This window comes from Methylomonas koyamae (genome assembly GCF_001644025.1).
GTDB lineage: Bacteria > Pseudomonadota > Gammaproteobacteria > Methylococcales > Methylomonadaceae > Methylomonas > Methylomonas koyamae_A.
The window spans coordinates 1-17,380 of the sequence record NZ_LUUK01000209.1; the positions used below are offsets into that span (position 1 = coordinate 1).

The 17,380-nt window shown below is 57.7% G+C and carries 20 protein-coding genes and 1 pseudogene; 10 read left to right on the forward strand and 11 right to left on the reverse strand.

What is annotated here, in order from left to right:
* From A1355_RS26285 to mgtA, 8 genes and pseudogenes are all read right to left on the reverse strand, one after another.
* Nucleotides 1–225, reverse strand: a pseudogene (locus A1355_RS26285) (hypothetical protein); the annotation flags it as partial.
* A gap of 502 nt (nt 226–727) precedes the next feature.
* Nucleotides 728–1,549, reverse strand: a complete 822-nt coding sequence (locus tag A1355_RS20760) for an alpha/beta fold hydrolase (RefSeq protein ID WP_064031194.1) — start codon at nt 1,547–1,549, stop codon at nt 728–730.
* A gap of 52 nt (nt 1,550–1,601) precedes the next feature.
* A complete protein-coding gene (locus tag A1355_RS25400; RefSeq protein WP_157197981.1) occupies nt 1,602–1,778 on the reverse strand; it encodes a hypothetical protein in 177 nt (58 codons plus the stop codon).
* 16 nt (nt 1,779–1,794) lie between these two features.
* Entirely contained in the window at nt 1,795–2,178 is a 384-nt protein-coding gene (locus tag A1355_RS20765; protein ID WP_064031195.1) for a four-helix bundle copper-binding protein, read from the reverse strand.
* Between the two features lie 183 nt (nt 2,179–2,361).
* Complete coding sequence (locus A1355_RS26290) at nt 2,362–2,640, reverse strand: CsbD family protein (RefSeq protein WP_231883745.1); 279 nt, start codon at nt 2,638–2,640, stop codon at nt 2,362–2,364.
* A 58-nt stretch (nt 2,641–2,698) separates the two neighbouring features.
* Nucleotides 2,699–2,881 carry a CsbD family protein gene (locus A1355_RS20775; RefSeq protein WP_064031196.1) on the reverse strand — a complete coding sequence of 61 codons (183 nt, stop codon included), beginning with the start codon at nt 2,879–2,881 and terminating at the stop codon, nt 2,699–2,701.
* Between the two features lie 163 nt (nt 2,882–3,044).
* Complete coding sequence (locus tag A1355_RS20780; RefSeq protein WP_064031197.1) at nt 3,045–3,605, reverse strand: PRC-barrel domain-containing protein; 561 nt, start codon at nt 3,603–3,605, stop codon at nt 3,045–3,047.
* Nucleotides 3,606–3,810: 205 nt separating this feature from the next.
* A complete protein-coding gene (gene mgtA, locus A1355_RS20785) occupies nt 3,811–6,387 on the reverse strand; it encodes a magnesium-translocating P-type ATPase (protein ID WP_231883746.1) in 2,577 nt (858 codons plus the stop codon).
* 522 nt (nt 6,388–6,909) lie between these two features.
* Between mgtA and A1355_RS20795 the strand changes: the two genes are divergently transcribed.
* Nucleotides 6,910–7,278 (forward strand): DUF4870 family protein, encoded by a 369-nt coding sequence (locus A1355_RS20795; RefSeq protein ID WP_064031199.1) that lies wholly within the window; start codon nt 6,910–6,912, stop codon nt 7,276–7,278.
* A gap of 67 nt (nt 7,279–7,345) precedes the next feature.
* Here the strand turns inward: A1355_RS20795 and A1355_RS20800 are convergent, their stop codons facing one another.
* Nucleotides 7,346–8,059 carry a Crp/Fnr family transcriptional regulator gene (locus tag A1355_RS20800; protein WP_064031200.1) on the reverse strand — a complete coding sequence of 238 codons (714 nt, stop codon included), beginning with the start codon at nt 8,057–8,059 and terminating at the stop codon, nt 7,346–7,348.
* Between the two features lie 408 nt (nt 8,060–8,467).
* Here A1355_RS20800 and A1355_RS20805 point away from each other — a divergent pair, with 408 nt between their 5' ends.
* On the forward strand, nt 8,468–8,806 hold the full coding sequence (locus A1355_RS20805; protein ID WP_064031232.1) for a hypothetical protein: 339 nt from the start codon (nt 8,468–8,470) through the stop codon (nt 8,804–8,806).
* A 130-nt stretch (nt 8,807–8,936) separates the two neighbouring features.
* Here A1355_RS20805 and A1355_RS20810 read toward each other — a convergent pair whose 3' ends face one another.
* On the reverse strand, nt 8,937–9,671 hold the full coding sequence (locus tag A1355_RS20810) for a Crp/Fnr family transcriptional regulator (RefSeq protein WP_064031201.1): 735 nt from the start codon (nt 9,669–9,671) through the stop codon (nt 8,937–8,939).
* Between the two features lie 493 nt (nt 9,672–10,164).
* On the opposite strand from A1355_RS20810, the gene shc reads away from it, so the two are divergent.
* The 3 genes from shc (at nt 10,165) to A1355_RS20825 (ending at nt 14,003) form a co-directional block, all read left to right on the forward strand.
* The gene (gene shc / locus A1355_RS20815) at nt 10,165–12,138 is read left to right on the forward strand and encodes a squalene--hopene cyclase (RefSeq protein ID WP_064031202.1); all 1,974 of its coding nucleotides are present in this window, start codon (nt 10,165–10,167) and stop codon (nt 12,136–12,138) included.
* Between the two features lie 167 nt (nt 12,139–12,305).
* Nucleotides 12,306–12,614, forward strand: a complete 309-nt coding sequence (locus A1355_RS20820) for a hypothetical protein (protein ID WP_064031203.1) — start codon at nt 12,306–12,308, stop codon at nt 12,612–12,614.
* Between the two features lie 75 nt (nt 12,615–12,689).
* On the forward strand, nt 12,690–14,003 hold the full coding sequence (locus tag A1355_RS20825) for a YihY/virulence factor BrkB family protein (RefSeq protein ID WP_064031204.1): 1,314 nt from the start codon (nt 12,690–12,692) through the stop codon (nt 14,001–14,003).
* A 4-nt stretch (nt 14,004–14,007) separates the two neighbouring features.
* Here A1355_RS20825 and A1355_RS20830 read toward each other — a convergent pair whose 3' ends face one another.
* On the reverse strand, nt 14,008–14,559 hold the full coding sequence (locus A1355_RS20830; RefSeq protein WP_064031205.1) for a PAS domain S-box protein: 552 nt from the start codon (nt 14,557–14,559) through the stop codon (nt 14,008–14,010).
* A gap of 263 nt (nt 14,560–14,822) precedes the next feature.
* Here A1355_RS20830 and A1355_RS20835 point away from each other — a divergent pair, with 263 nt between their 5' ends.
* The 5 genes from A1355_RS20835 to A1355_RS24820 all read left to right on the forward strand — a co-directional run bounded on the left by A1355_RS20835 (nt 14,823) and on the right by A1355_RS24820 (nt 17,278).
* A complete protein-coding gene (locus tag A1355_RS20835) occupies nt 14,823–15,209 on the forward strand; it encodes a DUF4398 domain-containing protein (protein ID WP_064031206.1) in 387 nt (128 codons plus the stop codon).
* Between the two features lie 14 nt (nt 15,210–15,223).
* Nucleotides 15,224–16,111: an OmpA family protein gene (locus A1355_RS20840; RefSeq protein WP_231883747.1), complete on the forward strand. Its 888-nt coding sequence runs from the start codon at nt 15,224–15,226 to the stop codon at nt 16,109–16,111.
* A gap of 113 nt (nt 16,112–16,224) precedes the next feature.
* Nucleotides 16,225–16,632: a carboxypeptidase-like regulatory domain-containing protein gene (locus tag A1355_RS20845; RefSeq protein WP_064031207.1), complete on the forward strand. Its 408-nt coding sequence runs from the start codon at nt 16,225–16,227 to the stop codon at nt 16,630–16,632.
* Between the two features lie 83 nt (nt 16,633–16,715).
* A complete protein-coding gene (locus A1355_RS20850) occupies nt 16,716–17,003 on the forward strand; it encodes a hypothetical protein (RefSeq protein WP_064031208.1) in 288 nt (95 codons plus the stop codon).
* 143 nt (nt 17,004–17,146) lie between these two features.
* Nucleotides 17,147–17,278, forward strand: a complete 132-nt coding sequence (locus A1355_RS24820; RefSeq protein WP_082885683.1) for a DUF3096 domain-containing protein — start codon at nt 17,147–17,149, stop codon at nt 17,276–17,278.
* The last annotated feature ends 102 nt before the right edge of the window (nt 17,279–17,380 follow it).

Sequence of the window (17,380 nt, forward strand, 5' to 3'; positions counted from 1 at the left end):
GCGGCCCACGCCGGGAATCTCCAAGTTATCGATGCCGTTTATCCACTGCAGATCCAGGCGGTGTTCGTCCGCGGTAGCGGATGTATTACCGACGCTTTGCTGATAACAACATTCTGGGGATAACAAAGAAATGTCGTTGTTGGAGAAACCCGCTACCTTAAGATTATTAACAATCTTCGCGGTTTGGCCGATATCTCGGCTTATACAAAAAATCGGTTTGTACATAATATTCTCTTTGAACTAAACAGCAGCTGGTTATTTTATTGCTGTATAGCTGAGTATTTATCGCGATTTTATTAATGGCGGTGGTTTTCTAAGAAAAACGCCGTGATCAAAAATAATTTATATACTGGCGGGCATCGAAAACCTTTATCCCACACCCTGGGAATTTAAACTCTGATCGGACAGTGATTGGTTAATCACGCAATACTGTTATTCATGTGATTGACAGTAGCTTGAATTCCGCCGCGAGTCGGTGCGCTACCGCGCATTGGATAAAGCCATTCCGGTTTGTTGTGCTGCAATGGACCTTATCCCGATTAGTCGGTTCCTATAGGGCAAATCCGCGCCGGTCCCAAGAAATCGATGGTGCGTGGGGCGCCAAAGTCCGGATGGCTGACTGAGCGCGAAGCGTCACTAAGGGGTTTCGTATTGCCGCGGTAGCCCGGCCGGTCGGATGCGTTGTCGAAACGATGTGCGCGCGCCGGACCGCTTGACATCTCGCGGTTTAGGCGCTTAGAAACTCAAGCAAGTCGCCATTTAACTGGTCTTTATGGGTGTCGGCCAGGCCGTGCGGAGCGCCGGGGTAAATTTTCAAGGACGCATTCTTAATCAATTTCGTCGCGGCAATGGCCGAGGCGGCTATCGGCACAATTTGATCATCGTCGCCGTGAATCAGCAGGGTCGGAATATCGAATGCCTTTAAATCGTCGGTAAAGTCGGTTTCGGCAAATGCCTTGATACTATCCAGTTGGTTTATCAGCCCACCTTGCATGCCTTGAAGCCAAAATGCGTCGCGGATGCCTTGGCTTACTTCGACATCCGGGCGGTTGGCGCCGTAAAAGGGCGCGGTCAGATTCTTGAAAAACTGCGAGCGGTCCGCGCTAACGCCGCTCCGAATATCGTCGAATACCGAGAGCGGCAAACCGATCGGATTATTGTCGGTTTTCAGCATCAGCGGGGTCACAGACCCTACCAGCAAGACCCCCGCGACGCGTTGGCAGCCGTGCCGACCGATATAGCGCGCCACTTCGCCGCCGCCGGTGGAATGACCAACCAAGGTTATACCGCTTAAGTCCAGGTATCCGATGAGTTCCGCCAAGTCGTCGGCGTAGGTTTCCATATTGTTGCCCAACCACGGCTGGTCGGAACGACCATGGCCGCGCCTATCGTGCGCGATGCAGCGGTAGCCGCGCGCCGCCAGATAGACCATCTGATTTTCCCAGTCATCCGCGTTTAACGGCCAGCCGTGACTGAACACCACCGCCGGGCCCGAGCCCCAGTCCTTGTAATAAAGTTTCGTGCCGTCTTTGGTGAGTATCGTGCTCATGGTGGGTGCTCCTTGTGCTACGCGAGGCAATCAGAAAGGTGGTGGGTTTAGCTCAGCAAAAAACCGGATGCAGGCTGGCGCGGCACTGGATTTTGCCGAGCAAGCTTGTGTTGGCGCTGCTGTTGTTGGTCCCCGCGTCTGAAAGTGGGAAGGTGGTTTGCGCAGCCGGCGAACAGGCGGACAAGACCGCCGTGATAATCGCCGCCGACACCGGTAACTTTGGACGCATGACGGGGGTACCGCGTTTAATATTGGGCGCTAAGCATTTGCCGGCAACTGTCGGCACATTGCAGACAGGCCGCGACGCTGTCCTTCATATCGCCGATTTCGGCGCATTCCTTGGCGCAGGCTTCGCAGATTTCGGCGCATTCCTTGGCGCAGGCTTCGCAGATTTCGGCACAAAGTTCGTGCAGGCGCAGCAAAAAGTGCGAGCCGGTCAATTGAAAATTCGCGGTGGTCCGACAGATTTCGGCGCAATTCATCATCAGACGGATATGCTTGGCTTTAACGTGCTTGCCGCCGTTTTCCAGGCAATGGTTCATCGCGGTTTGCAGGCAAATCCGGTGACAGAGCTCGCAGGCTTCAAGGCAGGATTGCATCGCTTGTTCGGAATTGGAAGATTGATGCATGGGGTTCTCCAGCGTGATGGAAATACGGATGCGGCTTCGAGGCCGATCGCTTCGATCTTGTGTCAATGACCAAGCTCGAACGAGCGGAATGTCGGACCAACATCGGTGTCGGAGAGCAGCTAGCCGGTCGATGCCATCGCCGAGGGGACGGGGACGAAACTCGAACCCACTAGCCGCCGTCACTTACTTGCCTTTTTGTATGTCCTGCTTAAGATCGCCGTAGCCTTTTTGGGCTTTGCCGAGATTTTTCTGGACATTGCCTTCCACTTCCATCCCTTTGTCGTCGATGATCTTGCCGGTGACTTCCTTGACCGTACCCTTGGTTTCTTCGATCCGGCCTTCTACCTGATCCTTGTTCATCGGCGCGTCGTCTTCATGGCCGGCGGAGAAGGCGCCCAATGAGCAAACCGTGGCGAGTACGCCTATCCATAATTGGTGGCCCTTGATTTTTGGTGATTTCATGATGGTGCCCTCGAGAGTCGAGTTTCGCTTGGTGACGTCATCGCGACCGCGAGTGCTATCAGTCGTCCGCGGCTTTCTCGATGTCGTTCTTCACATCGCCGATTACCGACTGGACCTTCCCGATATTTTTCTGGACATTGCCTTCCAGCTCCATTTCGTCGTCGTTGATTAGTTTGCCGGCGACTTCTTTCACTTTGCCTTTGGCTTCTTCGACACGGCCTGTTACTTGATCTTTGTTCATGATGATTTCCAATGGTGTTTTAGTCGTATGGGAACGAGTACCGATGTTTTTCAGCACTCACGGCAGACCATACTCGCAACGCCCGGCACGGTCGGTACGTCAACGCACATAGATGTCGGGGGGGCCGATGCATGGAGGGTATCGGCGAATCCGCCGATGGCCGTTACGGTGCCACGCGATAAAACTGACCGAGCGCCTCGCGTTGCTCTTCCCATTTCTCGGAACTTTCCGGCCAATGTCTTTTATCGAAACCGGGTGCCGTTTTTAAGGTCTCCTTATCCAGGTCCAGGATGTAATAATCCCTGGGGCTGGTCCAACGTAGCGCTCGCCAGGGGATGGCAAACAGCTTGTCGCCCATGCCCATCAGGCCGCCGAAGGAAACCACCGCATATACCACTTGACCGTTTTGCGGGTCGATCACCAAGTCCTTGATGTCGCCGAGACTGTCGCCGGTGGTGTTTTTTACCTTGGCGCCGGTAATCTTGCTGGCCCGGCTAATTTGCTGCATCGACTTATTGGCCTCCCGTCCGCGCTCGATCGAGACTTCCTGGTTGGCTTGATTGAGTTCGACCTGTTTTTCATGGACTTCTTCTTGTTTTTTGGTCAGTTCTTGTTGTTTTTCGATGAGGTCTTTTTGTTTGTCTTTAACCTCGTCCGCGCGGACAGGGCTTAGCGCTAGCGCGCTCAGAAACGATAGGGCTACCATGGATAGGACTGTTTTCATAAGATACTCCGGCTTTGAAAATTGATCGGTGCGTTCCAGTTTGGCCGGACGTTTCGTCAGGCTTGCCAAACTCCGCACCGACTTTATTCAATGCGGCGGGCACTGTCGGTACGCTGTCGAACACATTTGCCGTTCGAGGTGGTAGCCGCCAAACAAGTGGGCTTGGCAATGCGCCGCCATTTAGCGGACTGCCAAGTTCCGCGAATCAGCGGCGACTGGCCCGGCGCGATTTGCCGTAATTGGCATGCCAGCGATAAAAACCTCGTTTGGCTAGCTCTACCACCAATAAATACGCCACCGCTGTCGCCGCCAGAATGAAATAAAACTGGGCCGGCGGCGGCACGAAGCCGAAATAATGGCCTAGCGGCGTAAACGGCAGGCACGCGCCGATCAGCGCAATCGACAGCGAGGTGGCAACCAACACCGGATGGGCGCGGCTTTTGAACGGATTGCCTCGGGTGCGGATGATGAAGATCACCAGCACTTGGGTACACAGCGATTCGACGAACCAGCCGGTTTGGAACAGCGCTTCGTCAGCCTTCAATACCGCTAATAGGATGTAAAAGGTCAAAAAATCGAATGCCGAGCTAATCGGACCGATCACCAACATGAAATTGCGGATAAAGTTCATGTCCAGAACCCGAGGTTGGCGCAGTTCTTCGGAATCGACCTGATCCAGCGGAATCGGTACTTCGGACACGTCGTACAGAATGTTGTTGAGCAGAATCTGGGTCGGCAGCATCGGCAGGAAAGGCAAGAATAGCGCGGCGCCGGCCATGCTGAACATATTGCCGAAGTTGGAACTGGTACCCATCATGATGTATTTCAAGATATTGCCGAAGGTGCGCCGGCCTTCGAGTACGCCGTCGTGCAGCACCTGCAAATCCTGATCCAGCAGAATCATGTCGGCCGCTTCCTTGGCCACGTCCACCGCCGAATCCACCGACAGGCCGACATCCGCCGAATGCAGCGACGGCGCGTCGTTGATGCCGTCGCCCAGATAGCCGACCACATGGCCGCGCGCTTTCAGCGCCCGAATCACCCGGTCTTTTTGAGATGGATTCACCCGGCAAAACAGATTGGCTTTTTCGACACGGATGCGCAAGGCGTGGTCGTCCATTTCGGCGATGTCCTTGCCGGTCAACACGCCGAGCACCGGAATATTTAATTGGGCGCAGACGTGTTGGGTTACCAAATCGCTGTCGCCGGTGACGATCTTTACCGTTACGCCGCTGTCCTTCAATGCCGCCAATGCCGCGCCGGCGCTTTGTTTGGGCGGGTCGAGAAAGCCGGCAAAGCCGGCGAAAATTAGCTCGCTTTCGTCGCTGACCACCGCGTGCGGATGATTTTGCGGCACTTCGCGCCAGGCGATGCCCAACACCCTGAAGCCTTCTCGCTCCAGTGCATCATGCTGTTCGTGGATGCGGGCTCGACTGGCCGGATCGAGCGGCAGTTGCGCGTCGCTGCCTTGTTGTTCGTAATGGGTGCAAAGGGTGATGATTTCCTCGGAGGCGCCTTTCACGACTAGCAAGCGGCCGTTGCCTTTATCCAGCAACACCGACACCCGCCGCCGCTCGAAATCGAACGGCACTTCGTCGATCTTTTGCCAGGCACTGATATCGATGTTTTGATGGGCCAAAATCGCCTCGTCGAGCGGGCTTTTCAAGCCGGTTTCGAAGAAGCTGTTCAGATAAGCCAGCTCCAGCACTCGCTCACTGGGCTGGCCTTGCGGGTCGACATGCTGTTCCAGTCGGATCTTGGCTTCGGTCAAGGTGCCGGTCTTGTCGGTGCACAGCACGTCCATCGAGCCCAGATTCTGAATGGCCGACAGACGTTTGACGATTACTCGTTTTGCCGCCATATGCATCGCGCCGCGCGACAGCGTCACCGATACCACCATCGGCAGCAGTTCCGGCGTCAAGCCCACCGCCAGCGCCACCGCAAACAGAAAGGATTCCAACCAGGGTTTGCCCAAAAATGCGTTGACCAACAACACGAATAGCACCAGCAGTACCGTCAAGCGCATGATCAGCAAGCCGAAACGGTGGGTGCCCACCTCGAAGGCGGTCGGCGGGGGTTGCCGGGTCAGGCTGTCGGCAATCGCGCCGATCGCGGTGGCGGTGCCGGTTTTGATGACGCGCATCTTGGCGCTACCGCTGATGACGGTGGTGCCCATGAATACGGCGTTGTCGGCGTCCTGCAAGTCTGTGGCGTCGGCCGGCAAATCGCCCGGACGTTTTTCGATCGGGTAGGCTTCCCCGGTCAACAGTGCCTGCTTGACGAACAGATCGCAGGCTTCGATTAGCAAGCCGTCCGCCGGCACCATGTCGCCAGCGCAGAGCAGGGCGACATCGCCCGGCACCACGTCGGTCACCGGTACGTCCACAGGTTTGCCGTCGCGCATCACCCGGGCCTTGACCGAAACCGAATGGCGCAGGCTTTCCGCCGCCTTGCCGGCTCGGTGTTCCTGGACAAAATCCAGGGTCACGCTGAACAGCACCATGACGCTGATAATCACGAAATTGGTGATCTCGCCGGTGAACGCCGAAATCGCGCTGGCAACCAGCAGCAGAATCACCAGCGGATTCTTGAAGCGCGATAGAAACTGCAGTAGCAGGGCTTGGCGCTGGCGATCCCGGAACAGGTTGGGGCCGACTTCGGCCAGCTTGGCGCCGGCTTCGACGGCGGATAAGCCCAAAGGCTTGGCGTCCCAAGGGCTGGGCGTCAGCCACCAAGCGGCTTGCTCGGCCGCGGCTGTGGTTGCGGTATTGGTTTTTTTCATAAATCACTCTCAAATATTTGCGTGGACGCCGCGCTTGCGTGTTGGCGCTTAGCCGGTCGCTACCGCCTATCGCGGCTTCAAACCATCGAACTAATCGTAACCAATAGATGTTCGATCGTGCCGTGCTCGCGGATCAGCGCCGCGCCGGTCAGTATGACGGACAGAGTGGTGATGCGAAACCAAGCGTTGAATTTCGATACCTAACGAGGTGTTGTCGCTATCCACGGTTGGATCCCGTGCGCAGAGTAGGGCGTTTCAGACGCATGAAACGCGTTGGCGTTGTCGCGTAACGCCGCGCGGGGAGCTCAGGCAAGGCTAACCAGTCGGGTGTATTCGGTCTGTGCGCTAGCGTACTAAGCCGGACCGGCGCTGGCCCGAATCGGCGTGCGCTAGCGCACCGACAACCGAGGATTTAAAGGCTAGATTTCAGAGTGCGAGTTCGGCGTTGCCGAACAGGGTTTCGCCGGGCTATGTCAGCCTTACGGAACGATAGAAGGGTTTTTAACGACGAGGTAAGCCACCATGAACACCACCATCACGCACGACCATCCCTCCGAGGACTTTGCCGCGCTCAAAAAAATCACCGCCACCGTCTACCTGTGCCAGGTGTTGACGTTTGCACTCGCCGGCTTTCCGTTGCTGGCCGGCGTGGCCATCAACTTTTTCTATCGGAACAACGTCAAGGGAACCTGGTTGGAATCGCATTTCAATTGGCAGATTAAAACCGTATGGGTCACCCTGGCCGGCTTTGCGCTGTCCGGTCTGGTATTGATGATCGATATTCAATTGAGTTTGGTGGTCTTGATTCCGACCTTGCTGCTGCTGATCTATCGAATCGTGATCGGTTGGAGCAATTTGACGGCCGATAAGTCATTGAAAGAACTCAGCTAAGTTTATCGGGTTCGGTTTGGCCGACGCCGATTTGCCGATTGGGTGAGGGCGTTGGTCAAGCCGGGCTTCAAGTACCGCCCAAGATGCGCCGGTAGGTTTCGGTCTCGATGCGATAGCAGTCGCAAGCGGCGGCCTCCAGGCCGCTTCTATCCAAAATCGTGATGTCGCCGCGCCTATAGCGAATCAAGGCCTGTTCTTGCAGGGACAGCGCGGCCTTGGTGATGCCGACCCGGCGCACGCCCAGTATATAGGCCAGAAAGATGTGGGTGACGTGAAAGGTGTCGGTATGGGCGCGGTCGTGGGTCATCAGCAACCACCGCGCCAGGCGGGCCTCCACTTGGTGAAACCGGTTGCAAGCCGCCGTTTGCGCCAACTGGCTCATCGAGACGTACAAATAGCGTTTCGTGGCTATTTGCAAGGAATGACTGCGCGCCAACTCCGCTAAAAACGCCGTGGCCGGCATGCGCAACGCGGAACCCGCCCCTTGCACCAGCGCTTGAAATGGCGCGATATCGACATCCAACATCAGCGTAATCCCCAACATGCCTTCGTAGCCGATCAAGCCGACTTCCAAACCGCTGCCGCCGCCCATCGGCGTTACCAGCGAAACAAAACCGCCGGTCGGAAAATATACATGCGGTATGCGCGCGCCGGCCAGATACAGCACCTCGGCAAAGGCCAAATGGACCGGTTCGCAGTGGCGTAGCACCAGGTTGCGATCGGTAGCGGGTAGGGAGTCCAACAGCCGGTTGGGAGCGGTAACCGCGAGTATCGTGGACAAAGCGTGCTCCGGGGGTGGTTTGAGGACGTCCGATTTGGGTTCGGGACCGCGAGGGCGGGTAACGCTGGGAGGCGGCTATCGCGGGCGGCGGGCCGACAGCTTGGCGGTCACAATAGCGGCAAGGCCGAGGGCTGTCTGTATGTTAGCGTACGGATCGGCCAGTGCGCGGTTCGCGCCGCCGGTGTTGGTCGGAGAGCATCGGCCTATGTGCTTTAGCGTACAGACTTCGGCGCGGCGCCGCCGTATTCTGGTCCCAGCTGAGGTGAAGCCCAGCGACCGAACGCAGACATCCGGTGACAAGTTTGATCTTCGCGGTTTCAGAGCGCCAGGACGGATTTCGCGAAGGTTCTCATGCCTGACCGATTCGCCGGTGGCGCCGATAACAAACACAACGACACAGGCAACTTTATGAAAACCACACATTATTTAATCGCACTGCTGCTGACGCTCGCTTCGCTGCAGGCGGCTGCCGCCGGCAGTCCGATGAACGAAAGTTTCACCAAATTGATTGCGCTATCCAACAGCGCGATAGAGGTGGGTAAGGCCGGCAATCAACAGGCCTTCGTCGATAGCGCCACGGTCGCCTGGGAAGCCTTGAAGCAACAAAACGAGCAAGGCAGCTCGATTCGGCTGCAACGGGCCAACGCCAAACTGAAAGCCGCGATCAAAGCCGGAAAGGCCGGTAACTTGTCGGAAGGTATCAGCGAATTGGAACAGGGTATCGTGGAAATGCAGTTGGAAAAATAATCCCGCCGACACAGGGCTGCCGAGCGTCGGCATGCCGCTGTATGCAATCAGGAAGCAAAGCCGGCTAACCCCGGCTTTTTTCGGCCCCTAGTGAACGTCGGTCCGGCAGCGGGTTTAGACCGATCCACGCTTAAGCCGGCCGGCAATCCGCAGCCTGTTGGCTCGGGAGCAGTCTGTCGGACTCGGCTTTGACCACCCGGTAGCATTCGCAAACCCGCTCTTCCAGGCCGGGCCTGTCCAACACGGTAATCCGGCCCCGGCTGTACTGAATCAAGCCGGCTTGCTGCAATTTGCCGGCCGCTTCGGTGACGCCTTCGCGGCGCACGCCCAGCATATTGGCGATCAGTTCCTGAGTCATCGTCAATTCGTTGGACGGCAACCGGTCCAGACTCAACAACAACCAGCGGCACAGCTGTTGGTCCACCGAATGATGGCGGTTGCAGACCGCGGTTTGCGCCATTTGCGTAATCAAGGCCTGGGTATAGCGCAACAGCAGATGCAACATCGCATCGTAGCGATTGAATTCCTGCATCAACAAGGTACCGCGCAAGCGGTAGGCGCACCCGGCACTTTGCACGACCGCCCGATTCGGCATGCTGCCGCCGCCCATGAACATCGCCACGCCGACCATGCCGTCGTTGCCGACCACCGCGATTTCCGCCGAGGCGCCGTTCTCCATCACGTACAGCAAGGAAATGATGCAGTTGGTCGGGAAGTAGACATAACGCAACTCGCCGCCGGACTCGTAAATCACTTGGCCGAGCGGCGTATCGACGAGTTCCAGATGCGGCAACAGCCGTTCGTATTCCTCCGGCGGCAGCGCGTTCAGCAAATGGTTCTGTTGCGGATAGTTAAGAACGGTCATCGGCGGCTTGTTTAATGGGCGGATAAATTAACGGATTCCTGTCATTCGGTTGGTGTAAGCGCCCATCGTACAGGAAAATCGACTTTCCCTACGTGCGTTAAAGAACAGAGCGAGCCAGCGGAGTTCTGTTAGGCGCGGCAAACCCGCGCGCCGCGCTAAGTGCGCTAGCGTACAGACTGCGTTCGGGCCGAACCGTAAACTGCATTTTCCCGATGCGGGCGAAAACGGTTTGGCGGTTTCGCCGGCGGCGATCGCGATCGGCCGGGTTCAAGAATGTTCGTCGCTCCACGCACTCCGGACCCTTTCCGGATTTGGCGCGGAATCGCGGAAGTTCCGGGGCCGGCGAATGGCGGCGCGCGGGGCGTAATACTCAAAGTGCCTCGAGCCGCGACAACGTATGTTAGTTGCCGCGGTTTTTTTTGACAGTCGTCAATCGACCCGAATCTCGAAAACGCCAGCCTCACCAAACCCCGAGTATGCAGAGACCGAAATCATGCTGACAGAAAACCTGACAACGCCCGAATCGGAACTTCGCGATGGCCGTTCCGACGGCAGGTCGGCGGGCTTGGATCGAGCGATCGCCAACGCCAAACGCCGTCTATTGGCCCTGCAAAATCCCGCCGGCTATTGGGTATTCGAGCTGGAAGCCGATTGCACCATACCCGCGGAATACATTCTGATGATGCATTTCATGGCCGAAATCGACCAAGGGCTGGAAGCCAAGATTGCCCATTTTCTGCGCGCTCAAGCCGGCTCGGACGGTAGCTATCCGCTATTCAAGGGCGGCGCCGGCGACCTGAGTTGCACCGTTAAAGTCTATTACGCGCTGAAACTGGCCGGCGACGCGCCGGATGCGCCGCACATGCGCCGCGCGCGGCATTGGGTGCTGCGCCGAGGCGGCGCGGCCAAGGCCAATGTGTTTACCCGTATCATGCTGGCGATGTTCCAGCAAGTTCCGTGGCGCGCGATACCGTTTATTCCGGTGGAAATCATGTTGCTGCCAAAATGGTTTCCGTTTCATCTCGACAAAGTGGCGTATTGGTCGCGGACCGTAATGGTGCCGCTGTCGATACTGTGCAGCTACCGGGTCAAGGCCCGCAATCCGCGCGGAATCGACGTCGCCGAATTGTTCTCGACCCCGCCCAACTTGGAAAGAGACTATTTTTCGCAGGTTAAAACGCCGCTGGGCAAAGCGATTTTGCTGCTGGACCGCTGTGGTCGCTTACTGGAGCCGCTGATTCCCGGATTTGTCCGCCGCAAGGCAACCTCCCAAGCCACCGCTTGGTTTACGGCCCGCTTGAATGGATACGACGGCTTGGGTGCGATATTTACCGCGATGGTCAACGCCTACGAAGCGATGGATTACCTGGGTATCCCGGCCGATAACGCCGAACGGCGCATCGCCAGGGCGGCGATCGACGGCTTGCTGGTCGTCAAGGCGGATAAGGCGTATTGCCAGCCCTGCGTATCGCCGGTCTGGGATACCGGTCTGGCCGTGTTGGCCTTGCAGGAAGTCGATAGGCATGACCACGAGCAGTCGAGCCGGCGCTCCACCGATACCGCCTTGCGCTGGCTGGCCGGCAAACAATTGCGCGATCAGCCGGGCGATTGGCAAACCCAGCGCCCCGGCCTGGCCGGCGGCGGTTGGGCCTTTCAGTTCGGCAACAGTTATTATCCGGACGTCGACGATACCGCCGTCGTTGCTTACGCGATGAGCCAAGCCGAGACGCCGGCGTTCGCCGAGCCGATTCGGCGGGCGGCGGACTGGATAGCCGGCATGCAGTCGCGCAACGGCGGTTACGGCGCGTTCGATGCCGACAACGACCATTATTTTTTAAATCAAATTCCGTTTGCCGACCACGGCGCGCTGCTCGATCCGCCCAGCGCCGACGTCAGCGCGCGTTGCATCATGCTGCTGGGTCGGCTCGATGGCGCGCACCCGGAGTATAGCGCCACGATCGCGCGATGCGTCGCTTACTTGCGCGCCGAGCAGGAAGCCGATGGTTCCTGGTTCGGGCGCTGGGGTACCAATTATCTGTACGGGACCTGGTCGGTATTGCTCGGTTTCGCGGAAGCGGGCGTCTCCGCGAACGACGCTAGCGTGCGCCGAGCGGTGGCTTGGCTGAAATCCAAACAGCGCGCCGACGGTGGCTGGGGCGAAAGCAATATCAGCTATCATGCTCCGAACAGCCGCGGCGAATTCGATACCAGCACCGCGTTTCATACCGCTCTGGCGGTACTGGCCTTGCTGGCCGCCGACGAAACCGGCGCGCCGGAAGTCGCGGCCGGCGTCGGCTATTTGCTGAACACTCAACAAGCGGACGGCGGATGGCAAGACGACTGTTTTAACGCGCCGGGCTTTCCCAAGTTCTTCTACCTGAAATACCACGGCTACGATAAGTACTTCCCATTGTGGGCCTTGGCGCGCTACCGAAACCGCCAACACGGTTTGGCCCGCGCCCGCTGAGGCGTAAAGCGATTCCGCCGGCCCGTCTCCGCCTTGTTGAACCCGATTGTGTGCAGTGCCGTAAAGACGCGGAGGCCATCCGATCGCATGCTGAACCCCAATACGTCAAGCCTTGTTATCGACCGCGCCAGCGACTTGCTGTCGCCGTTATTGGAGTGGATACGAAAATGAACGACCGTGAATTTCGCAGTGAACCGCGTCGGTTGTTAGCGGATCGGCGTCTTGCCGACCGACGGATAATTGCCGACCCGTATGGTTCGGTGGCTTGGATCGAAAACATCGAAAACGCCTATCTGGCTTGGCCCAGGCAAGATAGACGCACCGAAACCCGGCGTTGCGAAGAACGGCGCGTAGTCGATCGGCGGTTGGGACGGATAACGGGGAACGTCCGTTCGTCGCGGAATTACTCGAAGCAATTGTTGACGCGCGACGAACGGCTGTTGATCGAAAGTCTCCATCTCGGCGACGCGGAATAGTGGGCGATTGCCAGCGATTCCGTTCCGGACCAGCCGAATCCCAACTCGCGGTTGCGGCAGCCGACAGCCTCGCGCATGAGCGCTTGGATATTTAACGCTTTTCGGGCGTGGTTTTGGCGGTTGGCGCCGAAAAAGCCGTCACCCGCGTGGGCCGCGTTCCTGGACGGCGCAAAACTGCTGATGTTGGCCTGGCGGGGCTTTGCCGACGATCTTGGCTCGTTGAGAGCCGCCGCGTTAACCCTGTATACGCTATTTTCGATCGTTCCGATGATTGCGGTGGTATTCGGCATTGCCAAGGGCTTCGGCTTCGACGGCGCGACCGTGCGGCATCTGCTGGGGCGCGGTTTGAACTCGGATGCGTTGGCCGCGCAATTGATCGATTTCGCGGGAAGACTTCTGGAAAGCACGCAGGGCGAATTAGTGGCCGGGATAGGAATAGCCCTACTGTTTTGGACCGTGATTGGCTTGATCGGCAATATCGAGGCAGCGTTTAACGCCATCTGGAAAATCGCGAAGGGCCGAACCCCGGCTCGCAAATTCGCCGATTATTTGGCGTGGATGTTGTTGGCGCCGGTGGTGTTGATCACCGCCAGCAGTTTGATCGTATTCGTCAAAATCCGGATAAGCTGGCTGATGGCCGAATTGGCGCTGCCGGCGTTCGGCACTTGGCTGATCGTCGGCGCGTTAAGTTTCTCGCCGATCGTGCTGATGAGCGGCTTGTTCGCGGTACTGTTTATCGTCATGCCGAACACTAACATCAGCTATCGCGCCGGTATCATCGCCGGCATGGTGACCGGCGCGGCGTATTCCTTATCGCAATGGGTCTATTTGAGCTTGCAAATCGGCGTATCGAGCTACAACGCCATTTACGGCAGTTTTGCCGCCTTGCCGTTATTCGTGGTGTGGCTGCAAGGCGGCTGGATGATTGTGTTATACGGGTGCGAGTTGGGATTTTATATTCAGCATCGCCGGAGCGATCGAAATTGGGTCCAGCCCGCTGGTTTTAGTATTCATCTGAACAAGCTGATCGCGCTGCACGTCCTGCGCCTGATCGTCAAGAATTTAGCGTCCTTGAATACGCCGTTAAGCGCCGCTCAAATTGCCGAAAGCTTGGCAATTCCGGTCGAAATCGCCGAAGACCTGTTATCCAGGCTGGTCGCCGGCCGGCTGATTGTCGAACTGAAAAGCCGCGACGACGGCGCCCGGACTTACTTGCCGGCCATGGATATCAATGCCTTAACGATAGGCGCGGCACTGACTGCACTCGAACGATGCGGGCAAAACCAATGGCCGGATTGCCGTTTGGAGCCGGCGATCGTCGAAGCCGTCGCTGAGTTCGAGAAAGCCATGATGGCGTCCCCATGCAACCGCTTGCTAAAAGATCTTTAGCCGTTCAGCCGGGCCCGACTTCGGCCAATAAAACAAACAGCTGGGGCGGCGTGTCCGGACGCTCGTGGCGCAGACAATCGAGATGCGCCGCGAAGAGCGTGCCGTCGGATCGGATCATCGGGATATCGAAGGCCAGTCGTTTCGCCTTCGGAGAATCCATCAGATAGCGAAAATGCCGGTACCAGTCGTCGCGTTGATCGTCGGCGACCAACTTCGAGAAACGCAAGCCGGTCAACCGGCTCTCCACCGCTCCGAACAGATCGACGCCGGTCAGATTGATGTCGCCGATTTGATCATTGGCGTCGATCACCACATAGGCGCTTGGGGCAAACTCGAACAACGCCTGATAATGATCGTGCAATTCCGCCAGCGCCCGATAGGTGCGCTGCCACTCGTCGTTCTGCATCTCGAGCTCGATTTTATGCACCAGCAGTTCGTGCATCAGCACGTCGGCCGGTTTGGAATCGGCTTTCTCCGGCGACAAACTCACCACCAGGGCTTCGGCCCTGGCTCTGAGCGACTGCCGCCGCTCGACTCCATCCCAAACTTGGTCCATGCCTTACCGACTCCCGCTATTCGCATCGGCGCTTCGCGCCATGTACGCGATTGGGCTTATGTACGTTAGCGAACTGTGTTGAATCGCACAAAGGCGTTTAATCAAGTCCGACGCTTTCCCGAATCGCTCCCATCACCATCCTACCATCCGCGTTAGTACCGAGCGTAAAAATCTCCCAGGCCGACGCGGAGTTCGAAGCAACGGTAGCGCCGGGAAAGCCGGGCAGCGATGCCATTCGATATTTCATTCACCGGACAAAAGTCATGACACCCATAAAAAACCCCGGAACCGCCGTCGCGCTGGCGAGCCTCGCCATGGCAATGGCAACCTTGATTGCCGGATGCGCCAGCGTGCCGCCGCCGACCGAACAATTGGCCGTGTCCAAGGCGGCGCTCAATAGCGCCACTAGTGCCGGCGGCAATGAATACGCGCCGATCTCGCTAAGATCGGCCGTGTTGAAAATGGACGCCGCCGAGCGGGCGATGACGCAGCAGGAATATTTACAGGCCCGCCAACTCGCCGAACAGGCTCAGGTCGATGCCCAATTGGCCGCCGCCACCGCCCGCGCCGCCAAGGCTCAAAAAGCCGCGAGCGAATTGCAGGAAAGCAATCGCGTGCTGCGCGAAGAAATCGACCGTAAAGCCCAGTAATCCCAATGGAGAGAATGATGCAAACCTACCGAATGTTTCCACTGACGTTGTTAACCGCCGCGATCCTGTCCGGCTGCGGCACGGTGCCCAACCCGGCATTGACCGATGCTCATAACGCTTACAACAACGCCCGCGTCAATACCCAAGTCGGTACGCTGGCCGAACTGGAAATGAAGCAGGCCGACGACAGCTTGAAAAAAGCCGACCGGGCCTACGCCGAAGACGACGAGGATGAAGCCGTCAATCACTTTGCCTATGTCGCGACGCAACAGGTGGCCATCGCCCAAGCCACCGCGATCCGCAAAGTCGCCGAAACCGCGGTCAGTAACGCCGAAGGCAAACGTAACCAAGTGCGCTTGGATGCCAGAACCGCCGAAGCCGATGCCGCCAAGCGCCAAGCGGCGCTCAGTCAGCAAACCGTGGATAGACAAAACACCGAATTGGCGGTGGCCGGCGTCAACAGCGAGCGCGATCAGGCGCTGCTGGCTCAACAGGACATCTTGATCAACCAACTGAACGCCAAGAAAACTGCGCGCGGTTTGGTGATCACGCTGGGCGACGTGCTGTTTCGCAGCAACAAGGCACGCTTGCAGAGCGGCGGACTGCGCAACGTCGATAAACTAGCCGACTTTCTGAAACAGTATTCCGGCTACAAGGTCTTGATCGAGGGTTACACCGACAGCAAGGGCAGCGCCGAATTTAACGAAGAACTTTCCGACCGGCGCGCCTACGCGGTGCGCACCGCGTTAGTCGACGGCGGCGTGAACAGCGATCGAATCATGACCCGAGGTTACGGCGAAGAATATCCGGTGGCGGACAACGACACGGCTGCCAACCGGCAATTGAATCGCCGGGTGGAAATCATTTTGTCGGACGAAAACGGCAATCTAGCCAGCCGCTGACAGGTCGAAATGGCCGTCAAATTGCCTCAAGCGAAGACCGGCCGGCACCCGGTCGGCTTCGGTGGCCGGACCGTGTTCCAATCCTTAACGCACCGCTACTCGGAGTCACGATCATGAACAGACCTTATCCGGCCTTAATGTTAGCGTGCTTGCTGTACGCCGTATCCGCCCACGCCGAGTTGATCGAGGAACGCAGTCAAGGTCAGGTCAGCTTTATCAGCGGCGGTATCGGCGAGGACGAGCGAGCGGCCTTGAAAAAGGTCCGCACCGACTACAACCTCGGCCTGCTGTTTTCAACGCAAGGCAGCGGCGAGTATTTGAGCGATGTCACGGTCAGGATCAGCGACGGCAACGGCGCAATCGTGCTGGATACCGTTTCCGAAGGCCCGATGCTGTTCGCCAAACTGAAGCCGGGTCGCTATCAGGTCAGTGCCGAGTATGCCGGCCAAGCGCTTCGCAAACCGGTCACGGTCGACGCCAAACACCGTTCACCGTTGTCGTTTACGTGGTCGAACCCCTAAATCGAACGGCGAATGGGCCAAGGGCCATTCGATATCGCAGCCGTTGAATTGTCGTTCAAACTCCCATCATCAGCGAGACATCCATGAAAACTAAAAACGAATACATCGAAATATTGGCGACTCAGCTCAGAGAGTGGAGCGCGGATATCGATCAGTTATCCGAAAAAACCGAGAAAGCCGCAGCACTGGTAAAACTGAATTACATCGAGGAACTCAATGCGCTACGCGCCAAGCAACTGGCCGCCGAAGCAAAAATGACCGAACTGGAGGCGTCCGGTCATGAGGGTTGGGATGCGATGAAACTGACGGCCGACCGGGTGTGGGATGATTTAAGAAGCAGTTTGGCCGATGTCGCCGCCAAACTGAAATAGCGACGGCAAAACGGCGGCGACCCCGCGAGCCATGGCTGCCCGGCGTCGGCCGCTGAAAACGCCGCACGTATGTGCGACAGCGTACAGACTCCCGCCGGGGCCAAGCGCTAAGCTACAGGCTCGACTTTTCGCGGAGATAAGCAATGCATCCGGCAATTGAACCTGTATTGGCGCTGGTGATTGGCCTATTGATTTTAATCGTGCCCCGGTTTTTGAATTATTTCGTGGCGGTGTATTTGATTGTCGCCGGCGTATTGGGGCTGATACACCGTTGAATGGGCAAAGCGTTTCCGGTCGGCAAGGCTAGATCGTCGGCCGCGCCGGTCTTGGCGAGGATTTACCGAGCCACTTAGCGCGCCGGCAAATCCGCTGGAAAG

Coding starts and splice junctions, on each gene's coding strand:
- A1355_RS20820 (WP_064031203.1), top strand. CDS start 12,306: ATGAACGACCGTGAATTTCGCAGTGAACCGCGTCGGTTGTTAGCGGAT.
- A1355_RS20805 (WP_064031232.1), top strand. CDS start 8,468: ATGAAAACCACACATTATTTAATCGCACTGCTGCTGACGCTCGCTTCG.
- A1355_RS20835 (WP_064031206.1), top strand. CDS start 14,823: ATGACACCCATAAAAAACCCCGGAACCGCCGTCGCGCTGGCGAGCCTC.
- A1355_RS20840 (WP_231883747.1), top strand. CDS start 15,224: ATGATGCAAACCTACCGAATGTTTCCACTGACGTTGTTAACCGCCGCG.
- A1355_RS25400 (WP_157197981.1), bottom strand. CDS start 1,778: ATGCGTCCAAAGTTACCGGTGTCGGCGGCGATTATCACGGCGGTCTTG.
- A1355_RS24820 (WP_082885683.1), top strand. CDS start 17,147: ATGCATCCGGCAATTGAACCTGTATTGGCGCTGGTGATTGGCCTATTG.
- shc (WP_064031202.1), top strand. CDS start 10,165: ATGCTGACAGAAAACCTGACAACGCCCGAATCGGAACTTCGCGATGGC.
- A1355_RS20760 (WP_064031194.1), bottom strand. CDS start 1,549: ATGAGCACGATACTCACCAAAGACGGCACGAAACTTTATTACAAGGAC.
- A1355_RS20825 (WP_064031204.1), top strand. CDS start 12,690: ATGAGCGCTTGGATATTTAACGCTTTTCGGGCGTGGTTTTGGCGGTTG.
- mgtA (WP_231883746.1), bottom strand. CDS start 6,387: ATGAAAAAAACCAATACCGCAACCACAGCCGCGGCCGAGCAAGCCGCT.
- A1355_RS20850 (WP_064031208.1), top strand. CDS start 16,716: ATGAAAACTAAAAACGAATACATCGAAATATTGGCGACTCAGCTCAGA.
- A1355_RS20830 (WP_064031205.1), bottom strand. CDS start 14,559: ATGGACCAAGTTTGGGATGGAGTCGAGCGGCGGCAGTCGCTCAGAGCC.
- A1355_RS20765 (WP_064031195.1), bottom strand. CDS start 2,178: ATGCATCAATCTTCCAATTCCGAACAAGCGATGCAATCCTGCCTTGAA.
- A1355_RS20810 (WP_064031201.1), bottom strand. CDS start 9,671: ATGACCGTTCTTAACTATCCGCAACAGAACCATTTGCTGAACGCGCTG.
- A1355_RS20795 (WP_064031199.1), top strand. CDS start 6,910: ATGAACACCACCATCACGCACGACCATCCCTCCGAGGACTTTGCCGCG.
- A1355_RS26290 (WP_231883745.1), bottom strand. CDS start 2,640: ATGAAATCACCAAAAATCAAGGGCCACCAATTATGGATAGGCGTACTC.
- A1355_RS20845 (WP_064031207.1), top strand. CDS start 16,225: ATGAACAGACCTTATCCGGCCTTAATGTTAGCGTGCTTGCTGTACGCC.
- A1355_RS20775 (WP_064031196.1), bottom strand. CDS start 2,881: ATGAACAAAGATCAAGTAACAGGCCGTGTCGAAGAAGCCAAAGGCAAA.
- A1355_RS20780 (WP_064031197.1), bottom strand. CDS start 3,605: ATGAAAACAGTCCTATCCATGGTAGCCCTATCGTTTCTGAGCGCGCTA.